13 protein-coding genes are annotated in these 22,188 nt (G+C 33.8%); 6 read left to right on the plus strand and 7 right to left on the minus strand.

Going from position 1 to position 22,188, the window contains the following annotated elements:
- Window positions 1–404: 404 nt before the first annotated feature.
- The gene (locus CN946_RS06200; RefSeq protein ID WP_098860347.1) at window positions 405–7,751 is read right to left on the minus strand and encodes an Ig-like domain-containing protein; all 7,347 of its coding nucleotides are present in this window, start codon (window positions 7,749–7,751) and stop codon (window positions 405–407) included.
- Between the two features lie 329 nt (window positions 7,752–8,080).
- On the opposite strand from CN946_RS06200, the gene CN946_RS06205 reads away from it, so the two are divergent.
- The 6 genes from CN946_RS06205 to CN946_RS06230 all read left to right on the plus strand — a co-directional run bounded on the left by CN946_RS06205 (window position 8,081) and on the right by CN946_RS06230 (window position 15,232).
- The gene (locus CN946_RS06205) at window positions 8,081–9,301 is read left to right on the plus strand and encodes a HupE/UreJ family protein (protein WP_098860348.1); all 1,221 of its coding nucleotides are present in this window, start codon (window positions 8,081–8,083) and stop codon (window positions 9,299–9,301) included.
- 18 nt (window positions 9,302–9,319) lie between these two features.
- Complete coding sequence (locus tag CN946_RS06210) at window positions 9,320–10,351, plus strand: permease (protein ID WP_286133839.1); 1,032 nt, start codon at window positions 9,320–9,322, stop codon at window positions 10,349–10,351.
- A 16-nt stretch (window positions 10,352–10,367) separates the two neighbouring features.
- The gene (locus CN946_RS06215) at window positions 10,368–11,300 is read left to right on the plus strand and encodes a TIGR03943 family putative permease subunit (RefSeq protein ID WP_098860349.1); all 933 of its coding nucleotides are present in this window, start codon (window positions 10,368–10,370) and stop codon (window positions 11,298–11,300) included.
- A gap of 27 nt (window positions 11,301–11,327) precedes the next feature.
- Complete coding sequence (locus tag CN946_RS06220; RefSeq protein ID WP_098860350.1) at window positions 11,328–12,179, plus strand: hypothetical protein; 852 nt, start codon at window positions 11,328–11,330, stop codon at window positions 12,177–12,179.
- A 758-nt stretch (window positions 12,180–12,937) separates the two neighbouring features.
- A complete protein-coding gene (locus CN946_RS06225; RefSeq protein WP_098860351.1) occupies window positions 12,938–14,578 on the plus strand; it encodes a copper resistance protein CopC in 1,641 nt (546 codons plus the stop codon).
- 30 nt (window positions 14,579–14,608) lie between these two features.
- The gene (locus CN946_RS06230; protein ID WP_098860352.1) at window positions 14,609–15,232 is read left to right on the plus strand and encodes a YcnI family copper-binding membrane protein; all 624 of its coding nucleotides are present in this window, start codon (window positions 14,609–14,611) and stop codon (window positions 15,230–15,232) included.
- A gap of 533 nt (window positions 15,233–15,765) precedes the next feature.
- Here the strand turns inward: CN946_RS06230 and CN946_RS06235 are convergent.
- The 6 genes from CN946_RS06235 to cydC form a co-directional block, all read right to left on the minus strand.
- A complete protein-coding gene (locus CN946_RS06235) occupies window positions 15,766–16,335 on the minus strand; it encodes a manganese catalase family protein (protein WP_098860353.1) in 570 nt (189 codons plus the stop codon).
- Window positions 16,336–16,350: 15 nt separating this feature from the next.
- Window positions 16,351–16,614 (minus strand): spore coat protein CotJB, encoded by a 264-nt coding sequence (locus CN946_RS06240; RefSeq protein WP_025569246.1) that lies wholly within the window; start codon window positions 16,612–16,614, stop codon window positions 16,351–16,353.
- A 2-nt stretch (window positions 16,615–16,616) separates the two neighbouring features.
- A complete protein-coding gene (locus CN946_RS06245; RefSeq protein ID WP_098428670.1) occupies window positions 16,617–16,823 on the minus strand; it encodes a spore coat associated protein CotJA in 207 nt (68 codons plus the stop codon).
- Window positions 16,824–16,931: 108 nt separating this feature from the next.
- Window positions 16,932–18,413 carry a flavin monoamine oxidase family protein gene (locus tag CN946_RS06250; RefSeq protein WP_098860355.1) on the minus strand — a complete coding sequence of 494 codons (1,482 nt, stop codon included), beginning with the start codon at window positions 18,411–18,413 and terminating at the stop codon, window positions 16,932–16,934.
- Window positions 18,414–19,249: 836 nt separating this feature from the next.
- On the minus strand, window positions 19,250–20,227 hold the full coding sequence (locus tag CN946_RS06255) for a ring-cleaving dioxygenase (protein ID WP_098860356.1): 978 nt from the start codon (window positions 20,225–20,227) through the stop codon (window positions 19,250–19,252).
- A 213-nt stretch (window positions 20,228–20,440) separates the two neighbouring features.
- On the minus strand, window positions 20,441–22,174 hold the full coding sequence (gene cydC / locus CN946_RS06260) for a thiol reductant ABC exporter subunit CydC (protein WP_286133842.1): 1,734 nt from the start codon (window positions 22,172–22,174) through the stop codon (window positions 20,441–20,443).
- Window positions 22,175–22,188 lie beyond the last annotated feature (14 nt).

Genomic DNA, 22,188 nt, shown 5'->3' on the forward strand with positions numbered 1-22,188 from the left:
ATGGGCACAACCTTAAAATTGTCAAAACTGCAATTAAAATTAGAGAATCGCAATTAAAAACACCGAAACTTCAATTAAATTCCAAAGAAACGCAATTAAAATGAAATATTACCCATACCAGTTAAGGTATAAGAGCTAAAAATGATAAAATGGTAGCTAATTTTAAATGGAAAACTTGCTAATATGTTCCAACTCTTACTAAATCGAAAAAAAGTCTGTTATTTTCCAATAAAAAGGGCAATCATTTTAACTACAATTGATCATCTCAGCTGGATACCTCCCACTAACCGAGGCATCCACATTATTTTTTGAATTAAAAAGGGGGCCGCCCTCATGTCAGTTATCCTGACTTATGAGACAGCCCCAATCTATTCCAGTACATTTTACCGATGAATATTATCTTTTTAAACTTTATTGAATTTGACAACAGTTATAGTAGTCGTAGGACTCACATTTCCACTCTTATCCGTAGATGTTATTGTTAAAATCGTTCCAGCTTTTAAGTTAGAATTAATTGTAATCGTAAATTTACCACTACTACTAGCAGTAGTAGTTACTTCCCCAAATTTAGTAGAATCACTCTTAACAACTACTACAGATCCTGGTTCAGCTGTTCCTGTAATAACCTCAGTTTTATTCGTTACCGTATTAACAGTTGGTGCTGCTGGAGGTGTTTTGTCTATTACTGTTACTTCAACTTTTGCACTACTATTTCCTGCCGAATCAGTAGAAACAATTGTTAATACTGTTCCAGCTAATTGTTTTGGAATTAATACGTCAAAACTTCCATTACTATTTGTCTTTGCTGAACCAATAGCTTTATTTCCTACAGAAACGATAATTGTCGATCCTGCTTCGGCCGCCCCAGTTACATGTATGTCAGAATCACCCACTACATTAACAACTGGTTTGATAGGAGCTGTTTTATCTACTACAATTACTTCAGTTATTGAACTATTATTACCTGCGTTGTCTGTTGAAAAAACTGATAATATTGTTCCTGCACTTTGTTTTGAAGATAATAAAACAGTGAAGTCACCATCTTGATTTGTTACTGCTTGACCTAGAATGACAATCCCTTTTGAAACTGTGATTGTTGTTCCCGGCTCTGCTTTTCCTGTTACATAAGTACTATTGTCTTGTACTTCATTTACGACAGGAGCATTCGGTGCTGTTTTATCTACTACAATTACTTCAGTTATTGAACTATTATTACCTGCGTTGTCTGTTGAAACAACTGATAATATTGTTCCTGCACTTTGTTTTGTATCTAATAAAACGCTGAAGTTACCATCTTGATTTGTCACTGTTTGACCTAGAATTACGATGCCCTTTGAAACTGTGATTGTTGATCCCGGCTCTGCTTTCCCTGTTACATACGTACTATTATCTTGTACTTCATTTACAACAGGTGCGTTTGGCGCAGTCTTATCACTTACAATTACTTCTACTCCATCACTTTCATTATTTGCTGAGCCAAGTGCTGTTACTACAATTTTCGTACCAGCTGCTTGTTTTGTAATTTTCATTTCAAAGTTTCCAGTTTGATCCGCCATTGCATTAGCAATTTCATTACCATTTACTTTTGCAATTACTTTTGCACCTGCTTCAGATGTACCGGTAATTTTCTCATCTTGATCAGAAATAGCATTCACTACAGGAGCTTTTGGAGCAGCAGTTTGAGTTCCTACTAATTCTTTCGTATCCCTTACTCGTATACGATTTCCTTCTGAGAATTTACCTGCTAGACCTGTTGCTTCTAATGTATCCCCAATATTCAGGTTTGGTACAGGTCCACTTTGGTTCACTACGTATCCATCTGTAAATACTAATGTTGGTCCTGAACCATCATCAATTATATAAGAGTTATCGTCATACTTAGAAACAACTTTACCAGTTACTTTAATTAATTGGCCTTGATTCTCTTCATTAGTTGAATCCTTTGTACTAACAACCTTCGCTTCGATTGGCGTTCCTTTACCTAGATTTACAACACTCTCTGTAAAACTACCAAACTCTAATTCGAAGTTATTTTCAAATATTTTTATATGGCCATATATGCGTACCTTATCGCCAACTTGTAAACTTCCTGCTGGCACATCATTAAAGGCCATAATTCCACCAGTTTCATCTTGAATGTAAGCAGCATCAAAGAATGAAGTAGCTGTTACAGTTCCCTCAACAACAGTGTTCGTTCCTTCTGCAAGCTTACGGGCATCACCAATCGACTTTACTTCGGGATCAAGATGAGACAACCAGTTCACAACGTTTACTGCAAAAGGGTCATTACCTTTTGGATTATATGTTTGATCCATTTGTTTATCATTAAAGATATTCATACCTGAAACGAATACTCTACCATTTCCAACTTGTTCAGAAGCAATGATCGGAATACTAGAGCCTCCAGTGACTTGCTCTAATGCTGGACCATTTTTTCCATTCGAAGTTTGAACATTGTATTTTACAGTATCCGATTTAATAGTAGTTGTATCTTGGAATGTTGATTCATTTCCTTGAACTAGAACTTTTACAGTATGACTGTCTGTTAATGGAACTTTATTCCCTGAACCATCATTTTTAGCAAGACTTGATCCACTATAAAACTCAATCGGTTGAATGAAATCCGTTAACGTTGTTTTTTGATTCGGCGTTGGGTGTAATCTAACCGCATAATTAGCAGTCAGTGGTGTTCCCCAGAAGTTACCGTCATGTGTTTCATCAAAAATCCCATCATTGTTCACTAAAATACTTGAACCTACACCTGATAAAATACTATTTATATTTTGATTTGTAGCACCAAAGTTACTCTTTTCTGTCAGTAATAAAGAACCACCATTTTTCACGAAATTATTAATCTCTGAAATTTCACTAGCAGAATATGCTGTAGCCGGGTGTGTAACGACTAATACATTAACATTCTTTAATACTTGTTCTGTAAGTGGTGAAGAATTTTCTGCTACAGTATAACCTTGTTGCTTCATTAACGTTGTAAATAATTTAAAGTTATCTTTATATGTGCCAGTGTCTTGTTTCGAATTCTCATTATTGTGAGATCCATCAATCATTACAACTTTGTTTAATGGAGCTTTAATTGTAAATGATTGCTCGTATTTATTATTACCGAGATCGTGCCCATCAGCTGCTGATAAAACAACAATGATTTTATGTGTACCTGGAACTGGATCCGTCCATGTAACACTAGCACTTGCTGATGAATTAGATGGAAGCGAATCGATTGAAGCATCTGCAATAAAATGATTAGCATCTATACTATCATAATAGAAATGAGCAGTTACTTGTTTAACATCTAAAGATCCTTGGTTACTTATTCCCGCTGTTAAATTAGCTGAAAGTCCACCAATAATCGCGCCATCCTTCGTCGTAACATCACTAACTTTTACTGCTAAGTCTTTTTGTTGTGACCAAATTGGTGCAGAGTAAATTTGGTCTCCATCCTTTTGTGTAACTTTAACAACGAACCATTGTTGTCCGCCAACTACAGTAAAGCTTGGCTTCCAATTAAATGAAGTCGCATCACTTGTCGGAACATACTTGTCTACCACTGTTCCATGATTTGTAATTAATTCTACTTTTGCGATTGCATCGTTAGAAGCAGTTTTAATATAGCTATAATCAGGATCACTAGCTTGCTCTAAAACTGGGTCTTTACCTGAAATATTAAAATCTAACGTATCAGTATCTACTGTTGATCCCATATAAAAACCACTTGCGGATACATCTAATGAAAAGTTTGGATCCTCTGACATATAAACACGTCTATTTTTCATTGCATCAAGAAGAGCATCTTGACTTAAATCTTTTGCTACGATTACAGTACGCTTTTTCGTTTGACCCCATGTTGCATCATGGTTATCTTCACCATAAGTTGGAGCAACGTGCCAGCCGATATCAAGAGCACCATAGTAGCTATCTTCTGTATTCGCATATGAATACTTACCTGATCCATTCCCTACTTCAAGCATTGTGAATAGCTTGTCTAAATTTTTGTTATAAGGGATGAAGTTATCAAATGCATTTGCAGACATTTTTGGATGGTTGAATTGTGCTACGATATTGTCATATGTTAGTACCCATCCATAATACTTTTGTAAATTTTGATAAGCGCCACCATCGACAACACGATCAATGAAATTTTCAGTTCCGAATACATTTGAGTGACCCCATGTAGTTGATGTCATTTCAAACGCAGGGAAAACTACGAATTGACCATCCTTCGTATATTGTTTTGCTAAATCTTTTGTTAACTGCCAATCAGTCCCACCTGTTCTCTCTTTAAAACCTTTATGATCAACAGTATCTTTATTAACAAGATCTGCATCGATATCGTGAGAGTGGTCTGAGAAGGCAAAGAAATCATAATGATACTTTTCAGCAGCTTTTAATGCTTCTTCAGGACTACCTGCAGCATCATGTGAAATATTCGTATGGTTATGTGTCGTTCCACGGTAATGATTTCCACCAGTAAATCTTTCTGTAACTGTGAATTTCCATGTAAAGGTAGAAGGATTATTTAATTTATCCTTTGCAGATACCGTTATTGTATGGTCACCTTCAGTTAATTCATTAGCAATTGTAAGATTTAATTTAATTTCTGTATCATTAATTGTTGCGTTTGAAGTTTTATCTTGACCATCGATTGAAATAGTCGCTGATGAAAGATTGATTCCACTTGGATCATCCATTTTTACAACGAGTTCAGGATGTCTTGAATCAGTTTTATCACCATTTGCAGGTAACTCATTAAAAAATTTAGGACCATCTTGATCATCTACTACATTCACTTCAAATGGTTTTGAAGAACTACCTACAGCTTGTTTGCCTTCTGCATTTTCCGCTTCAATATAATAGTAGAATTTTACTTTTGGAACATCCGCTTCTAAAATTTTCCCATTGTAATTAATATGGTCTGCAGTGTCCATGATCACTGAATGATAAGAAGTCTCGTTTTCTCCTTTATAATAAAGCGTAACTGAATCTGCGTTCTTTGCAATCGCATTAAACGAAGCATCCATTCCTGTATAAGCTTTTGTAATCGGAGTATGAGTTAAAACTAATTGACCTTTTACATCACTTGCATTTCTAGGTATAAGTAGATATCCACTAGTAAAAGGTGCAGCTTTTTTATATTGATTGACAATACCTGTAAAAGTGTAAGTTTGACCTTGTTCAATATTCCCTAAGGGTCCTTGAATACGTACGATCGCTAAATTATCGCCTGATTCGTCGCTTACTGTAATATCATAATTTGGACCATCTGATGGAATATTTGTTACCTTTCCAGTAAATGATACTAATTTGCCTTCAGTTGCCTCATTTAACCCACCAACAGAAATATTTGTAGTTGCCGGTAAATGATCATTTCCAACGAAACGAATGGCTGTTGGAATAAATTGAGTCATCCCCGCCGTAAATACTACTCGTCCTTCAATGCTATATTTGTTTCCTGCTTGAATCGTTGTAGAAGGATTCAAATGATTAATAACATTGATTGCACCTGTTGAATCTTGAATAAAGAAATTTGTATTCACATCGCCATTAGGCAGATTATCTGTAGTCGCTACTCCCTCAATTGTAGTTGAATAACCATTATTGATTGGGAATCCTTTTTCATCATTTTTTCTTAAATCACCAATTGAAGTAACTGTTTTTGAATTACCAGCTGCATCTACTCTCGTATAGTAGCTTTCCTTTGGAGTAGGTTGTGAAGAATCAGTTTCCGTTAAGTAGATGGATGTCTGATCACTAGAGTCTTCAAAACTTAATGTAAAAGAACCATCTGCCGCTACTGTTACTTGTTGCTGACTTGTTAATTTACCGCCATTCTCAATGTAAGCCTTTACAGCAGATGAAGCAGGTACTGATTCAACTTGCCCTGTAACAGTTGCTGTACCACCAGATTTTGTATAAGTTATTTTAGAACCATCTGGAGAAGACATAAATTTCGAGTTATGAACAGCCATCTCATCAGAATAGTTCGCACTTGATGGTTTATTCAGAACGAAATCTTTTGAAGGATCTTTTGTAAACCAGCCGTTTCCAATCCCATATGCTGAACGTGGGTCTGTCCCAATATTTGTTTTACGTTGAATTGTTCCTCCACCAATTGTAGAGTCTGAAATTGGACTTCCCCAATATAAAGGATTTTTATAAACTGCTGTACCATTCGTAAATGCTAATAAATCAATTGCATCTTGATCATCAACACCTGTTACAGCTGTCGTTTTCTTTGCAAGTACTAAAGCGCCACCAGTTGAACCACTTGGATTTAACGTAGTTGTAATATCTGGAGTCACAGGAAGTGCTTGTCCTGTCGTACCTGTACTACCTGCTATTAAGAAGTAACTATGTGCTTTAATAACACCGGATAGTGGTTGCCCTGCACCAAAGCTCATTGATGATGCCGAAGTATAAGCAATTGACCAGCCCGTTAAATTAATATCTTTATCTGTATTATTATAAAGTTCGAAAAATTTTGTTTTGTAGAATGCTCCCCCATTACCACCATTTACATAGATTTGACTAAATACTACGTCACCTGGTGAAATACCTTTTGGATTTTCAGTTTGACCAGTATAGTTTACAGCAGTTCGATCACTAGGACTCTTTTCTGCTTCTTGAGCAACTAGATTAACCACTGGTTTCGACCCGGGATTTGCAAATGTTACATTAAATGAACCATCTGCTGCAGCTGTTGTAGTTGCTACTATTGAATTGTCATCAAAATAGATATTTACGATTGCATTACCAGTAACTGCTCCTGCAGTACCTGATACATTTGTATACGAATTATAAGTAATTTTTGTAGCTATTGGAGCGGCTGTTTTCTGAACGACAGAACCTGAGAAATTTACTGAAACTTTATCACTTTCAGCTTTTCCATTTTCTTGTGCAGTAACATATACAACCGATTGTGAATTGGTAACTGTAGCGGTAAATGCACCATCCGCTGAAGCCGTGGTTGTACCAGCTAGTATATTATTATCATTATAAATCTTTACAATGGAATTACTTGCGACTGCCCCAGCATTTCCAGATACTGTTGAATTTGTAGAATAATTGATTTTTGTTGCGTCAGGTGTAGCTGTTTTTTCTAAAGCTGGTGATCCGTTTGTCTCACCATTAATAACAATATCAGCAATACGACTTGTACCAGTTGTCGTACTGAAATTACTACCGTCATTTTTTGCTGCTAGTGGTGAATTGACAATCCATCTTAAATAAACTAAATTTTTGTCATTTACCTCAGTTGGCAACGCTACATTATTTAATTGTCCCCCACTTGACCATGTAGCACTTCCCGTTGAAACAGAACCACCCGGTACATCAACCCATGAATTTTCATCCAAACTATATTGAAGTTTGAAATCTTTTGGCCCCGTTGAAGAACTATATTGTTTAGATGAAAGAGTTATATTTTCATAGTTCTTTGTTGATAATGAAACTTCCCAATATGAACTATTATTTGACCATGTATTTGCGTTAATAACTGTATTCCCAGAAGGGCCGGCATTATAACCAGTAACCTTAGAACCAGTTGTTGTTATATTCCTATTCATATTTTCAGTTATTCCAGCAGATGGTGTTGTCACTTGTCCATTACTAAAATCCCATTTTGCTAAAGTAGTTGAAGTGGCTGCCTTAGCCATTTGTGGACTAATTGTTGATAATAGCAATAGTATCGTTGCAAAAAGACCAAAATACCTTTTGTACTTATGCATTATTTTGTGCATGAAAATTTCCCCACTTTAATTTATTATTTCTAATTAACCAAAACCTTCTTTCAAAAACACAAGACTATTTTACCATTAGGTTATTTCTAAATAACCAAAACCTTCTCTCGAAAACAAAGGACTATTTTACTACTGGGAAATAATTACAGGATTCGCTCCTCTCCTCACTTGAATTTAGTTAACGCCAGTTAACTATATAATGTATATCATAGAAAATTCTACAATACTAGTCTAAATTTACGAACTCTTTACAATTCAAAGACAATTCTGTAACATTTAATTTGTACGATAACTATGTCTTTCTTACTTTTATTTCCCGGAGGAAACAAATGAATAATAGTATTTTTTACTTACCAAAAAATAGATTCAGTCGTGCTTTTCCCCTAGTTTTCTGCTTTCTCATTTTTTTTAGTACATCTTTTCGAACTGTAGAAGCTCATTCATTAAGTGCTAGTTACACTACACTAAATCTCTTAAAATCAAAAACTACAATGAGCTTTGCTTTAGATGAAGTTTCTGTCATGGAATTAACAGGCGGGGATGTTAATAAAAACGGAATGTTAGACCCAGATGAATTTGAGGCAATAAAGAAGAAAATAGAATCCACGATTCAGAGTAATCTTATTCTGAAAATGAATGGAGAAAAACAAAATTGGAAAAAGGTAAATAAATTAGAACTTAACCGAAAAGGTGATGCTACCCAACTCATCCTTGAGGTTGATTACCCTGCAATCCAACCTTCTCAATCTATTAGTCTTGCTGATCATTTGTATGAAAAAGATGCAAATACAAGTACAACCTATGTTGATTTGTTGAAAGTGAACTACGGAAATGAAAGTAGTACTGCCGCTCTTTCGGATCAAGGTCGTATGTGGTCTATGATTCTTAGTGAAAGTGCCTATGAGGGATTAAGCAATAATCCGGACACAATCCAACCTGCAAAACAACAGCAACAGGCCGTAATAAAAAAAGAATCCTATTCGGACTCTACTACAAATACATCATCTAACGGATGGGTTACGTTTTTAAAGCTTGGTATGAACCATATACTTACCGGTTATGATCATTTGCTATTTTTACTTTCACTACTGATTGCAAGACAAAGCTTTAAGCAGTTTGCTAAAGTAATTACAGCTTTTACAGTCGCACATAGTTTGACTTTGACACTAACTGTTTTAGGATTCATTTCAATTCCTTCTTATATAGTTGAACCCGCAATTGCGATTAGTATATGTTATGTAGCGATTGAAAATATCTTCCGTAAAAACATAGGCCATCGTTGGGTATTAACTTTTATTTTTGGATTAATTCACGGAATGGGCTTTGCAGATTTATTAACAGCAATGCATCTTTCAAAAAGTGAATTAGCAGCCGATTTAGTTAGCTTTAACCTTGGAATTGAAGTGGTTCAGCTTTCGATTGTACTTTTATTACTACCACTATTAACACAATTACATCGCTCGAAGTATTCGAGGAATGCCATTATTTCTACCTCTACGATTGCCTTTATATTAGGTGGAATTTGGTTATTTGAACGTATCATATCTTAAACAGAAAGAGTGAAACCTTTGCGAAGTATTGCTACCGAGAAAAGAACGCCAGTCAATTCAAATCGACATTTTCTAATCATTATTTGCTTACTATTTGTATTTTTATTATATATTTCATCTACAACAGGACTAAGCTCAGTTTTTTCGATTACTAAACTACAAGTTTTTAAGATGATCTTTATTAGTATTATTATCGAAGCTTTGCCTTTTATTTTAATCGGTGTATTCGTTTCAGCGATCCTTCAGGTTTTCGTTACAGATCAAATGGTCAGTCGTTTTATACCGAAAAATCCTTTATTAGGTATAATCGCAGCAAGTGTTTTAGGCATCATCTTTCCGATTTGTGAGTGTGGAATGGTACCTGCTATTCGTAAATTGATAAAAAAAGGAATGCCATTATATGTCGCTGTCACTTTTATATTAGTTGGACCGATTTTAAATCCAATTGTCTTTTTATCAACAATCACAGCTTTTCGTAATCAACCAACTGTTGCATATTATCGGATGGGACTTGCTTTTGTAGTTGCACTAGTCGTGGGACTGATTGTTTTTCAATTTGTTAAGTCAAATCAATTACGGGAACAAGTCGATCAAACGAAGCAAGATCACCACCATCATGACAATAAACACAATACTGCGCCTAATAATAAATTCATTGCAATCGTAGGCCATGCAGTAAATGAATTTTTTGATATGGGGAAATACTTAGTTTTCGGTTCGATCATTGTTGCTCTACTTCAAATTATCATTTCTCAAAGCAGTTTAATTGAATTAGGAAAAAGTGGTCCATCGGCAAACTTCCTTATGATGGGATTAGGCTTTATTTTATCTCTTTGTTCAACATCAGACGCCTTTGTAGCTCAATCACTTCAAACGATTTTTACAAAAAGCTCTTTAGTTGGATTCATGGTTTTTGGGCCAATGATCAATATTAAAGGGATCCTGATGATGCTAGCTGTTTTCCGATCTCGATTTGTTTTATTACTTAGCACGCTAGTTTTCATTTTTGTTTTTATTGGAACGCTTGTTTTACAGTCTATTAATTTATAAAAGGCAGTGATCTACTTTGAAAAATAAAATCAATTCCACATCGATTCATCATTTTATAAAAGCTGCTATTCTCTTAGGACTTGCTATCTATATTTTTCAATTAACACTTACAGACGAGATCCTGCAATTTATCGTACCGGAGCTTGTCATTTATGTAAAAATCGCAACTATTATTCTATTGAGTGTAGCAATCGTTCAAATCTATATAGCCGTTCTCTCATTAAAAAGACATGTCATTATTTGTGATTGTGGTCATGATCATAGTCACGACCAAGTTTTTAGTCATGAGCATCATCATCTTTTAAAAAAGTCAGTCGTAAAAGACGTTTTTATTTACAGCCTATTTTTATTCCCTCTATTACTCGGATATATTTTGCCAAACCATGCGAGTTCTAGTTCGCTTGCTAATAACAAAGAAATGAATTTTAAAGGACTAGCTGTTCAGGCTTCTTCGAATGGTCAGGCTGTTGAAGTGAAAGGTCATGAAGACCCTGCTTTAAAAAAAATGTTCAAAACAAATGTGTATGATCAAGATTACGCTAAACTTGGAATGCTACTGTACAAACAGAGCACAATCGAGATGAAGGACAAGTGGTTTATTGAAAAGCTACAATCAATGAATACGTTTGTCGACAATTTCCAAAATAAACAAATTAAAATTAAGGGATTTATCTATAGAGACCCTAAGCTATCAGGTAATCAATTTATTATCGCACGAATGGGTATGACTCATTGTATTGCCGATATTTCACCATTTGGTATTATTGCAGAATCAGCCAGTTCACAGCAATTTACTAATGATTCTTGGGTAACAATTACAGGAACAATCGGAAAAACAAACTTTAATGGGCAAACAGTCATTAAAATAAACGTTCAACAATCAGAGCCAGCTAAATCTCCAAGTGTTCAATACGTGTATCCAGATTGGAACTTTGGATCAAAGCTGTAGCTTTAAAATTAATTTAGAGGTGTTTATATGGTATTGAAGTATGGAAGTCTTTTCTTAGTACTCCTTCTTACGTATTATAGCTTTAATCATTTTTATCGAAATAATGAGAGATTTCCTAGTACTTTAAAATCAATTATCTCTTTATTGGTGGGTGTATCTTCAGCTACAATTAGTTTCTTAATCATGTTAACTACAAATTATAATGTACTAATATCGATCATTCTCAATCTATTACTAGTCATATTATTTTTGGTTTTATCGAAGAAACTATTTAATAATGGCATTACTGGAATGTTAGCGTCCTTGCTCGGTGCATTTGTAGGGACTTTCATCGGATATATGACATTCAGTTCAAGCATAAGCGTCGTTATTGTGGATATTCTGTTTATAGTTTTCATTTACCTATTATTATTTTTCGTTGATCGAAAGCTAGTTTCAAATTCAAATCAAAAAAATAAGAAGATGAGAGATCATGCCAAATCATCAAACAGTACTGTAGTATTAACTTCAATCCTACTTATACTTGTCATCATATTTACTGCTAATTTGAATAAAGTAAAAGTTGGTATGATTGGGCAACCACAAAAGCAAGCTGCAAAACAAGATGATCAAAATGACCTTCAATACGCAACAATTCATGTAACGCCATCAGGTTTTAGTCCGAAAAATACAATCTTTAAACCTGCGACAATGACAAAAATTATTGTTGATGTTGATCAAGATGCCGGGGGCAATGCAAGATTAGCCTCTACTGACTTAGGTATTAACATTCCATTAAAAACCGGAAAAAATATTCTCTTATTAAATAATCCATTAAAAGGAGAATATGACATCTCTTTGGAGCCATCTAACTCTGTTGGTAAGTTGCTTGTTAAATAAATAATGAATGAAGAAAAATCCACAAGTAATTGGTTTTACTTGTGGATTTTCATGCTGGTGAATAAGAACTTTGTCAATTAATTTTATCACTGATAAATAAGTTGTGTGGTATGATTTCCACTACAGGGTGCTCGCTTTCCATGGGGCGAGACCTGAGCCTCCTCGGCTCGGCCTGTGGGGTCTCAGCCTTCCCGCTAATCCCATAGGAGTCGAGCACCCTTTCGTTCCAATCAACTTCTTAATAAAAAAAGAATAATCTTAAATACAATAGAATAGTCTATTAAACGAATAAATTTCCCTTTATTAATCTAATTGTTTGATAGATAATCCACGACTTACAAATCATTATAAATAGTGATCCTCAAAAAAGATATTTGTAATAATAATGACGTTAATTATGTTGAATTTTTGTAAGTTGGTTAAAAAAATATATTATCAATCAATTGTCTTTCTGGTAAGAGACGCTAGATAGATCATATTTAAAAATATTGTAATTTCATCGAATATCATTTATTGTTCATATTTTTTATATCGACCACAATATATTTCAACACTCTGAGAGTCCACAAGTAATTGGTTTTACTTGTGGATTCTTTTTTTGTATAAAGAATAATACACAGTTGAATAATCTTACTATCTAATCACTAATCCTAATAAAATTTTAAAGTTTATCACATTTCTATCACAATTTTACTTTAGAATTTAGAAGTTGTTTTATTTTCTAATTTACTCCAATAGATATGAGGTGACGTAAAAAAGTGAAAATCCGAATTATGGGGTTTTCTTTCTTAATATTATTGATTGCTGCCGCTGTTTTTCCGTCCTTAGCTTCAGCACATGCCTATATCATCAAATCTACACCTAAAGAGAATGAAGTTTTTATAAAATCTCCTCAACGTATTCAAATACAATTTGATGAATCAGTACAGTCTGCATTTCATTCTTTACAAGTTTTAGATGAATCAGGTAATCGAGTTGATTTGCAAAATGGCAATATAAATAAGCAAAATCATTCAATTTTAGAAGGAAGCTTAAAACCTAATTTACCAGATGGAAATTATCATATTGTATGGAAAGTGATTTCCAGTGACGGACATTCAGTAAACGGTGTAATTCCATTCAGAGTAGGAAAAGTTGATGGTTCATCATCGATTTCCAATAAAGCAAGTCAATCCTTACCCAACACAGACGTAATGGGAACCTACTGGATTGAATATATGAGTTTACTTTTATTTGTTGGACTTTTATTTTTTTGTTTATTTATTTACAAAAGCGATCAGAAAAATAGAACGATTGCTTTTAAAAATTCTAAAGCTTTACTGTTAATCTTCTATTTTGGAATTTTATTTAGTGTTCTTTTAAGCCTTTTAGTTGAAACAGAAAACTATTCAAATGGTTCATGGCAAAGTATTTTTCACAAAGGTTTACTGTTGGAAACAATAAACAGTACAAAATTCGGAAGTGTATGGGTAATCCAAGTTCTTCTACTTATTATTCTTGCTAATTCAATGTATATGGCTTGGAGAAGTGAACAAAAAAGTTCTTTCTATTGGTGGTTAAGTGCTTTATTAATCGGCATTTTCTTACTAATCTCAAAAGCTTTTATTGGGCATGCATCTATGCAAAATGAATTTTTACCCGTTTTCTTTGATTTTATTCATTTACTTTCTGTTTCGATTTGGCTAGGAGGATTAATAGGCATAAGCTATATACTTCCTAAAACGCATAAGAAACATGACGCGAATGAGGTTTACTGGAAAACGCTCCAACGATATTCTAGTTGGGCAACATTATCAGTCGTTTTACTAATGGCAACTGGTATTTACGCAAGCTTAAAGTATATACCTAACTTTTACTCTTTATTACATACAACCTATGGCAAGGTTTTATGCGGAAAAGTTATTTTATTTCTAGTCATGCTACTTTTAGGAGCGATTCATTTTATCAAAGGTAAACGCAGAAAAAACAAATTAGGAAAGTCTGTTTGGTTTGAAATAAGTATAGGAGTAATCGTACTAATCCTATCATCCTTATTAACAAACCTGCCAACTGCAATGGAATCACCTGGTCCTTTTAGTAACACAAAGCTAAATAAAGGTTATTCAGTTACATTACACGCTACACCGAACATAGTCGGTAAAAACAAATTTAAAATTAATATACGAGATAAAAATAATAAGCCTTTGTCTACTATTCAACAAGTTACACTTACCTTTAAAAACACTGACATGAATATGGGAACTAACACAACTCAAGTTAAAAAAACTTCGTCAGGTGTTTATGAAACGCAAGGATATTTTACAGATATGGCAGGTCATTGGAATGTAAAAGTCCATATTCTAACTAACTCTCTCGATTCGGTAGATGCAGATTTTAAATATATAGTAGGAAGTAAATAGTTAATTACATTCAAAGGAGACTAATAAAAAATGAAAAAATTCTTTTCAAAAACGACTAAAATTATCGCTTCAGCGTTCGCTATGACAATGTTCTTTACTGGAATTGCAAGTGCGCATGTTGTAGTAAATCCTAAAATTTCAACCCCTGGTGCTTGGGAAACATACACAATGAAAGTACCATCTGAAAAAGAAATAGCTACAACAAAAGTTACACTTAAAATCCCTTCAAAATTTGAATTTGTTTCATATCAACCTATCCCAGGATGGAAGTTTAGCGAAACAAAAGATGCAAACGGTGTTGTTACATCCGTAACTTGGAGTGCACAAAACGAAGGTATTTTAGCAGGACAATTTCAACAATTCGTATTTATGGCCAAAAACCCAGACGCTGAAGTAAATGGAGCTTGGGATGCATACCAATATTATAAAGATGGCAGTATTGTTGAGTGGACTGGTGACGAAAAATCTGAAGCACCACACTCTATTACGAATATTGTAAAAGATACAACTGTAAAAGGTGACACTGTTAAAACTACGGAAGTTAAGAAAAATACTGAAAAATCAAATTCAAGTAATACTTCTTTGGTTATGTCAATTGTGGCAGCTGTTCTTTCATTAATTGCTTTATTGGTTGCGATTCTTAAGAAGAAATAAGATAAAATGAGGGTGTCCCAGAGACCCCTCATTTTTTTAATGCTTATGATGTAGCGAGTTGAGGCTCAGCTGCAATTAAACAGTGTACTGCAAATAAAATCTGAAAATCGCAATTAAAATTGACAAAAGTGCAATTAAATTTTGAGAATCGCAAATAAATTTAGCAAAACTGCAATTAAATTCTAAAAAATTCAATTAAAATTAATAAATACCCTTACCAGTTAAGTTATTATGACCTAAAAACTTATAAAAGTAGCTTATTTCTAAATGGATAACCCAAATATGATCGTCAGAATAAAAACTTGATAATAATCATCTAATTATCTATGAAAAAGAACAATTTAATCAACGTAAAACAAAAAGCACTGTTAAAATACCTTGCGCTTTAGCTATATTACAATAAAAAGATCGCTTATGTGGTAGTAAACTGACTTATGAGACCTCCCTTTCAACCTTTCCAAAATTCTTATAAAAAATTTAAACCTGTTCCCGATAAGGATCAGGAACAGGTTTTGTATTATATATTAACCAATTTAAAAAATCTTCCGCTGTTGTCGATCATCCTTCAAAATTTCCACAGCTTCTCTAAATCTCTGTGAATGAATAATCTCACGTTCTCTTAAAAATCTTAAACTATCATTTAAATCCGGGTCATCTGAAAGATCAATGATCCATTGATACGTTGCCCTAGCCTTTTCTTCAGCTGCAATATCTTCATATAAATCCGCAATTGGATCACCTTTTGCTTGAATATAAGCAGTAGTGAATGGAACACCGTCTGAATTATGGTAGAACAGTGCACTATCATGAGATGCATAATGAGTATCTAGTCCAGCAGCCTTCATCTGGTCTGGTGTTGCGTCTTTTGTTAACTTATAGATCATCGTAGCGATCATTTCCAAATGTGCAAATTCCTCAGTTCCGATATCTGTTAAAAGTCCAATAACTTTATCTGGAATAGAATATCGTTGATTTAAGTATCTTAAGGCAGCAGCTAACTCACCGTCTGCTCCTCCATATTGTTCAACTAAAAATTTGGCAAGCATAGGGTTACAAGTACTTACTTTAACTGGATATTGTAATTTTTTTTGATAAATCCACATTTATACTCCCTCCTTCTAAACCTGCCATGGCCATGGGCCTTTATGCCAGTTCCAGTTTTGATCTGAATAACTGCCACCAAACTGATATAATGGTCCATATTTTGACTCGAAATTAGCTTCAATTTGTTTTTTATATTGAACATATTGATTAAATTGGTTAATTGCATTTTGATCACCTGGATGAGTGTCTAAATATAAAGTTAGTTCTACAAGTACGAAATCAACAGCTTGCAGTTCCTCTAAATCCTGATAATACTCTGGAGGAAGTTGCTCAGTCATTGTTAATCCCTCCTTGCTTTATATGGATTTTCGTAAAAGTCATAAAACACTTTCCATAAAGTACCTTTTTTCAATGCCTCTTTGTAAGAAAATTGCTCTAGTCCTGGTGGTTGAAATCCTAAATATAAGTGTGGAGGTGTAGAGTAATATTTTGTACCAATTGGAGGACACGGGTCATTCGGGCCATGAAAAACATTCCATGATTTAATAGGGGTAAATTGTAGTCCTTGGTTATTTTCGTTCAAACTGATCACTCCCTCAAATAAAAAAGACATCCACTATTTTCACTATATTCAACGGAAATATAAAAAATGAATTTATCGTTCAACGAAAGTTCGGCTATTTACTTCAAATGCTGACCGAATGCCAGATTCAACTGCACCTTCAATCCATGCAGGCGCAGAAGATGTATGTTCACCAGCAAAATGGACTCGCCCCTCAGGAGTGGAAATATAAGGCGTCAGCTCTCTGTTTTGTTCTGGTTTGAACATAGAAAACGCTCCTCCAGAGTATGGATATAGAGCCCAACTATGAGTGTAACCTGTAATAAATTCTGTATAGACTTGATTACCATGGATAGTGGCCAAATTACTTAAAGCATTCATTATCCGATCATTTTCAGACATACTATCCCAAATCAATGCATCATCTTCCCAAGTATAACTAGCTAAAACAATTCCCGATCCATTTTTACCATTATGATTACTTGGATAATATGCAAATCGGATTGGTAAATCTGTGGTTAATTTCCCACCTAATGTCCCATCTTTTTCCCAAAATCTACTTTTAAATTGAAGTCCAATTTTAGTAGAGGGAACATAGTGTAATTCGCGTATTGCCTTCCATTTATCATACGAAAATGAATTTCTTGGAACCACTTCGATGAAATTTAATAACGAAAAGGGGATAGTAATAATGGCATAGTCAGCAGTAGTTTGATAAGGCAGATGGCTTGTATAATGATCTGAGTGAATCGTTACTTGATTATTTTCCTGCACGATTTTATTCATTTTTTGTCCAAAGAATAGATTATCCTTCAATTGTGTTAAAAACTTTTTAGGCAGTTGATCATTTCCACCCGTAATCTCATAAAACTTAATATCCTTTGAAAATAACACAATGAACTCTCTTAAAATAGCAGTAAAGGCAAGCTCAGGAAATCCTTCCATCCCTTGAAGTACTTTTACTTTCTCTAAAGCACCAGGCGATAAAGGCGTTCCGATTGGGTTATATCTTAAAAAAGATTCCATCGAATGATGATCATAATTTTCAATAATGGTTTTCCAATTCTCATCAGGGTTTTGATGAATAAAATCCATTACCGATTTTAGCGATCTTTCAATAAACTGATCAACATTTATCCCTTTTTCATTAGCCGCTACACGATAATCTAAAATATCCGGATTTTGTTCATATTGCTTCTGAGTTGTTTTTATCCCGTTAACATAGATAATATCCTCTGACTTTCCATTTACAAATTCATTTACTTTTAAGTTAAATTTATTTATATATTCAAGTACAAGTTTGTGATCAGAAGCAATACGCATTGCACCCAATTCCAAGTATTGATCATTAATAAAAGGCGCTCTTTTCGTAAAAATCCGTCCACCTACTCGACCATTTGCTTCTAAAATCGTCACTTCATGCCCTGCTTCCTTTAATAAAGAACCTGATACTAAACCTGAAATTCCCGCTCCTACTATAACAATCTTTTTCGGATTATTTGTCCTCTCTAGTCCATTTTGTATTAAAGTAACCATTTCATCCTTGGATAAACGCCTACCTGATGTACTATTCATGTTCCCTCTCCTAAAAAATTATTTTAGTTCATAAGATTTTTATTCGTTGAGATATTTCATTAGAATAACAAATCGTTTTATGCATGAATTTTTTTAGGGAATTTTTTACATTTAAAATAAGAGTTATTTAATAATACTTATTAATAAATTAGTAAGTATCGCTGTTGAACAATTAAATTGTCAATTAATTAAAATGATTTATTCGTAGTTAAGTAAGTAGTGTCATGTTGATTTCCACTACAGGGTGCTCGCTTTCCGCGGGGCGAGACCTGAGCCTCCTCGTCACGTTCGTTCCTGCGGGGTCTCAGCCTTCCCGCATATCCCACAGGAGTCGAGCACCCTTTCGTTCCAATCAACTTATTCATCTAAAAAAGTTTATCTTTAAAAACTTTAGAATTAGCTTTTTGAGGAAGTACACATAAAAAGTCATAACTTAAATAAAAATCATGAAAGCTACAAAAAGGCCATGAATCATGAAGAAAAATATAAGAATAAATTACATTAAAAATTAAAAAACAAGAAATTAAATCTTCTCAATTCATGTTCAAAATAGCGGTTTAAACTTTTTATCAAAAATCTTAACGATACATAAACATACATAACTCTATACCAACGAAGGATCATAACTTTATCAATAAATCTTAGTAGTGATTCATTTTTTAATATTGACTATGGTTTATTTCAACACTCTAACTTAATAATAAAACTAGTAAGTGTTTAATTAAATTTTCCGGTTAGAGTAATAGAAGAGTTTAAATTAGAACTCGGACAATTTCTTGATTTATAAACAGAAATAATAAAAAAACACTCACTTCAAAAGTGAGTGCTTTCTGACATTATTCTTTAACAAATTCCTTCGTACTTCTTACAGTATCAATCTGACGAACCATTCCTTCAATTTCATCGCGTTTAGGTTCTAAGAAAGGTGGTAATGATAACTTTTCACCAAGTGTCTCATAAGGTTCGTCACCCATAAATCCAGGGCCATCTGTTGCAAATTCGAATAAGATTTGTGGAGCAACTCTTGCGTATAATGACTCGAAGAAGTGACGATCTACATAGCCAGAGTTTGGTAATCTAAATGAATCCAGGCGTTTAATCCACTCTTTTAATACAGATGTATCTTCTACACGGAATGCTACATGATGAACAGTACCGAAGCCTTGGATGCTTTGAGGTAATATTTCATTATGCTCCGCAATAATTTGAGCTCCATTTCCTCCTTCACCGACTTCGAACAAATGGAATGAAGCTTCTTTATCAATTTCTTTAAATAAAAGTACTTTTTCAACTACTTCTTTAAAAAATGCGAAATTAGCTACACGAATAAATATTGGTCCTAGTCCTGTAATCGCAAATTCTAATGGAATTGGTCCTTTTTGCCATGGTGTGCCTGAAGCAATTCCTTTATTATGTTCATCTGATATTAATTGATATTGCTGGTCGTCGAAATCAACAAAAGATAAAGTTTTTTTACCGAACTGTGTTTTTATCCCAAAGTGTTTCACTTCTAATCGATCAAATCTCTTTACCCAATAGTCTAATGCTGCATCAGTTGGTACTCGGAAGGATGTTTTTGAAATTTCATTTGTTCCATGTACCCCTTTTTGAATTCCAGGGAAATCGAAAAATGTCATGTCCGTTCCAGCACTTCCCTTATCGTCTGCAAAGAATAAATGGTATGTTTGGATATCATCTTGATTGACAGTTTTCTTTACTAAACGCATACCTAAAACATAAGTGAAAAATTCATAGTTCTTTTCTGCACTACTAGTTATAGCTGTTACGTGATGAATCCCTTTTAAGCCGTTCATACTAATTCCTCCATATAAATTATTTATATATATAAGCTTTTTTATTTTGTGAATCTATTGCTGTAGAATACTGAAAAAATTTATTAAAATTTATTTTGAATTCAAGATATCTCGAATTCGAGATAAATATATCATGTAATACATTTTCCGTCAAATTGTATTTAATATATAAAAAAGACTCTGGTAAATTTGCCAGAGTCTCCGGTTTAACATCTATTCAATTACTCTAAATGGTCGGTCTAGCTCAAAAAGTTTGCGATATCGGTCCTCTGATTTGAGCAGTTCTTCATGTGAGCCATTCATAGCGATTTTGCCTTTGTCTAAGAAGAGAATGTGATCCGCCATTTCTGCACCGATTAAATGGTGAGTAATCCATAATACTGTCTTTCCTTCTAATACTTTAAAGATCGTATGAAGTAGTTTTCGTTCTGTTATTGAATCTAATCCGACAGTTGGTTCATCTAAAATAACAATTGGTGTATTTTGAAGAAGTATTCTGGCTAAGGCTATTCTTTGTCGTTCCCCACCAGAGAATCTTACACCCGTTTCTTGCATAGGTGTATTATAACCTTCTGGAAGTGATGCTATATAATCATGCAGTTCAACCATTTTCGTAACTTCGATTACTTCTTCATCACTTGCTGCTGGATTTCCTAAACGAATATTATTTATAACTGTAGTATCAAATAAATATGGCTTTTGATTAAGTACAGACACAACTTTCGAAATTTGGTCTCCTAGAGCTATACTTTCGATCTCATTTATTTTAACGCTTCCTTCAATAGGGTTCTCTACTCCTTCAATTAGCTTAAGAATAGTTGATTTTCCTGAACCACTCGGACCTAATAAAGCAGTTTTTTTGTTTTCCTCAATTGTAAAAGAAACATTATTTAAGATAGTTTCGTTTTTCGAGTAATGAAAAGATACATTTTCGAATTCGATTTTTCGATAGTCTTCAATATCTCCTTCAATAGTAAGTGATTCCTGATCACGACTCACTTCTTTAATCTCTTCTAAACGATTGATTGAATCACTATATAAAGGGACACTTCCAAGAGAATTTGATAGTGGAATAAAAGCTTCTGTTAAAGGAAATAAAACTAAAACAAAAGCAGCGATAAAAGTTCTTGGAATTTCTCCAACTAAACTTTCATTCCCCGCCCAATATAGCATCATTAAAACTAAAACCGCTACAATACATTGGGCAATTAGATCGCGCCGTCTTCTAAATCTTTTTTCCTTGTTTTGGATGTTTCTTAGTGATTCATCCATTTCTCTATAATTTTTAATAAAGCTACTTTGTTTACCACTAAAAAGCCAATCACTAATGCCCATAACTGCATCAGTTAAATTTTCATATAAATGACTCTTTTCCTTTTTTATTTGATAAGTTCGCGCTTTTTCAACTAATAATGAAAAATACGGTAGGACACCTACTAAAATAAAGGAAATGACTGCTGTTAGTATTGCAAATGGAACAGAGAAGAATCCAAGTGCTACCACCGATATAAAATAGATAAACAATGAAGCAATTCCAGGGAAAATAGTTTTTAAATAAATATCCTGTAAATATTCAATGTCATTAGCTAAAAGACCTAAAATATCACCTGTTTTAAACTTCGAATTGATCGTAAGTGCATATGGTTCCAGATTACTAAATAATCTTGTTCTCATTCTAGATAAGATTTTTAAAATTGTATTGTGTCCGACTAATCTTTCAACATACTTAGAAGCCGACCTTAAAATACCAAAAGTACGTACAGCTACGATTGGTACATAAATCATTAATATATTTTCAGGTCTTGTTGCTGCTTTAGAGATTAAATAGCCGGAAGTGTACATAAGAGAAGCCGCTGCAAATATAGTCAGTGAACTTAAGAAAATCACAACTATAAATAAACGACGATTTTCTTTTATATATGGTAAAATCCATCCATTTTTATTTATCATATGTTTACCTT

The organism is Bacillus sp. AFS053548 (assembly GCF_002575105.1).
In the GTDB taxonomy this organism is placed as follows: domain Bacteria; phylum Bacillota; class Bacilli; order Bacillales; family Bacillaceae_G; genus Gottfriedia.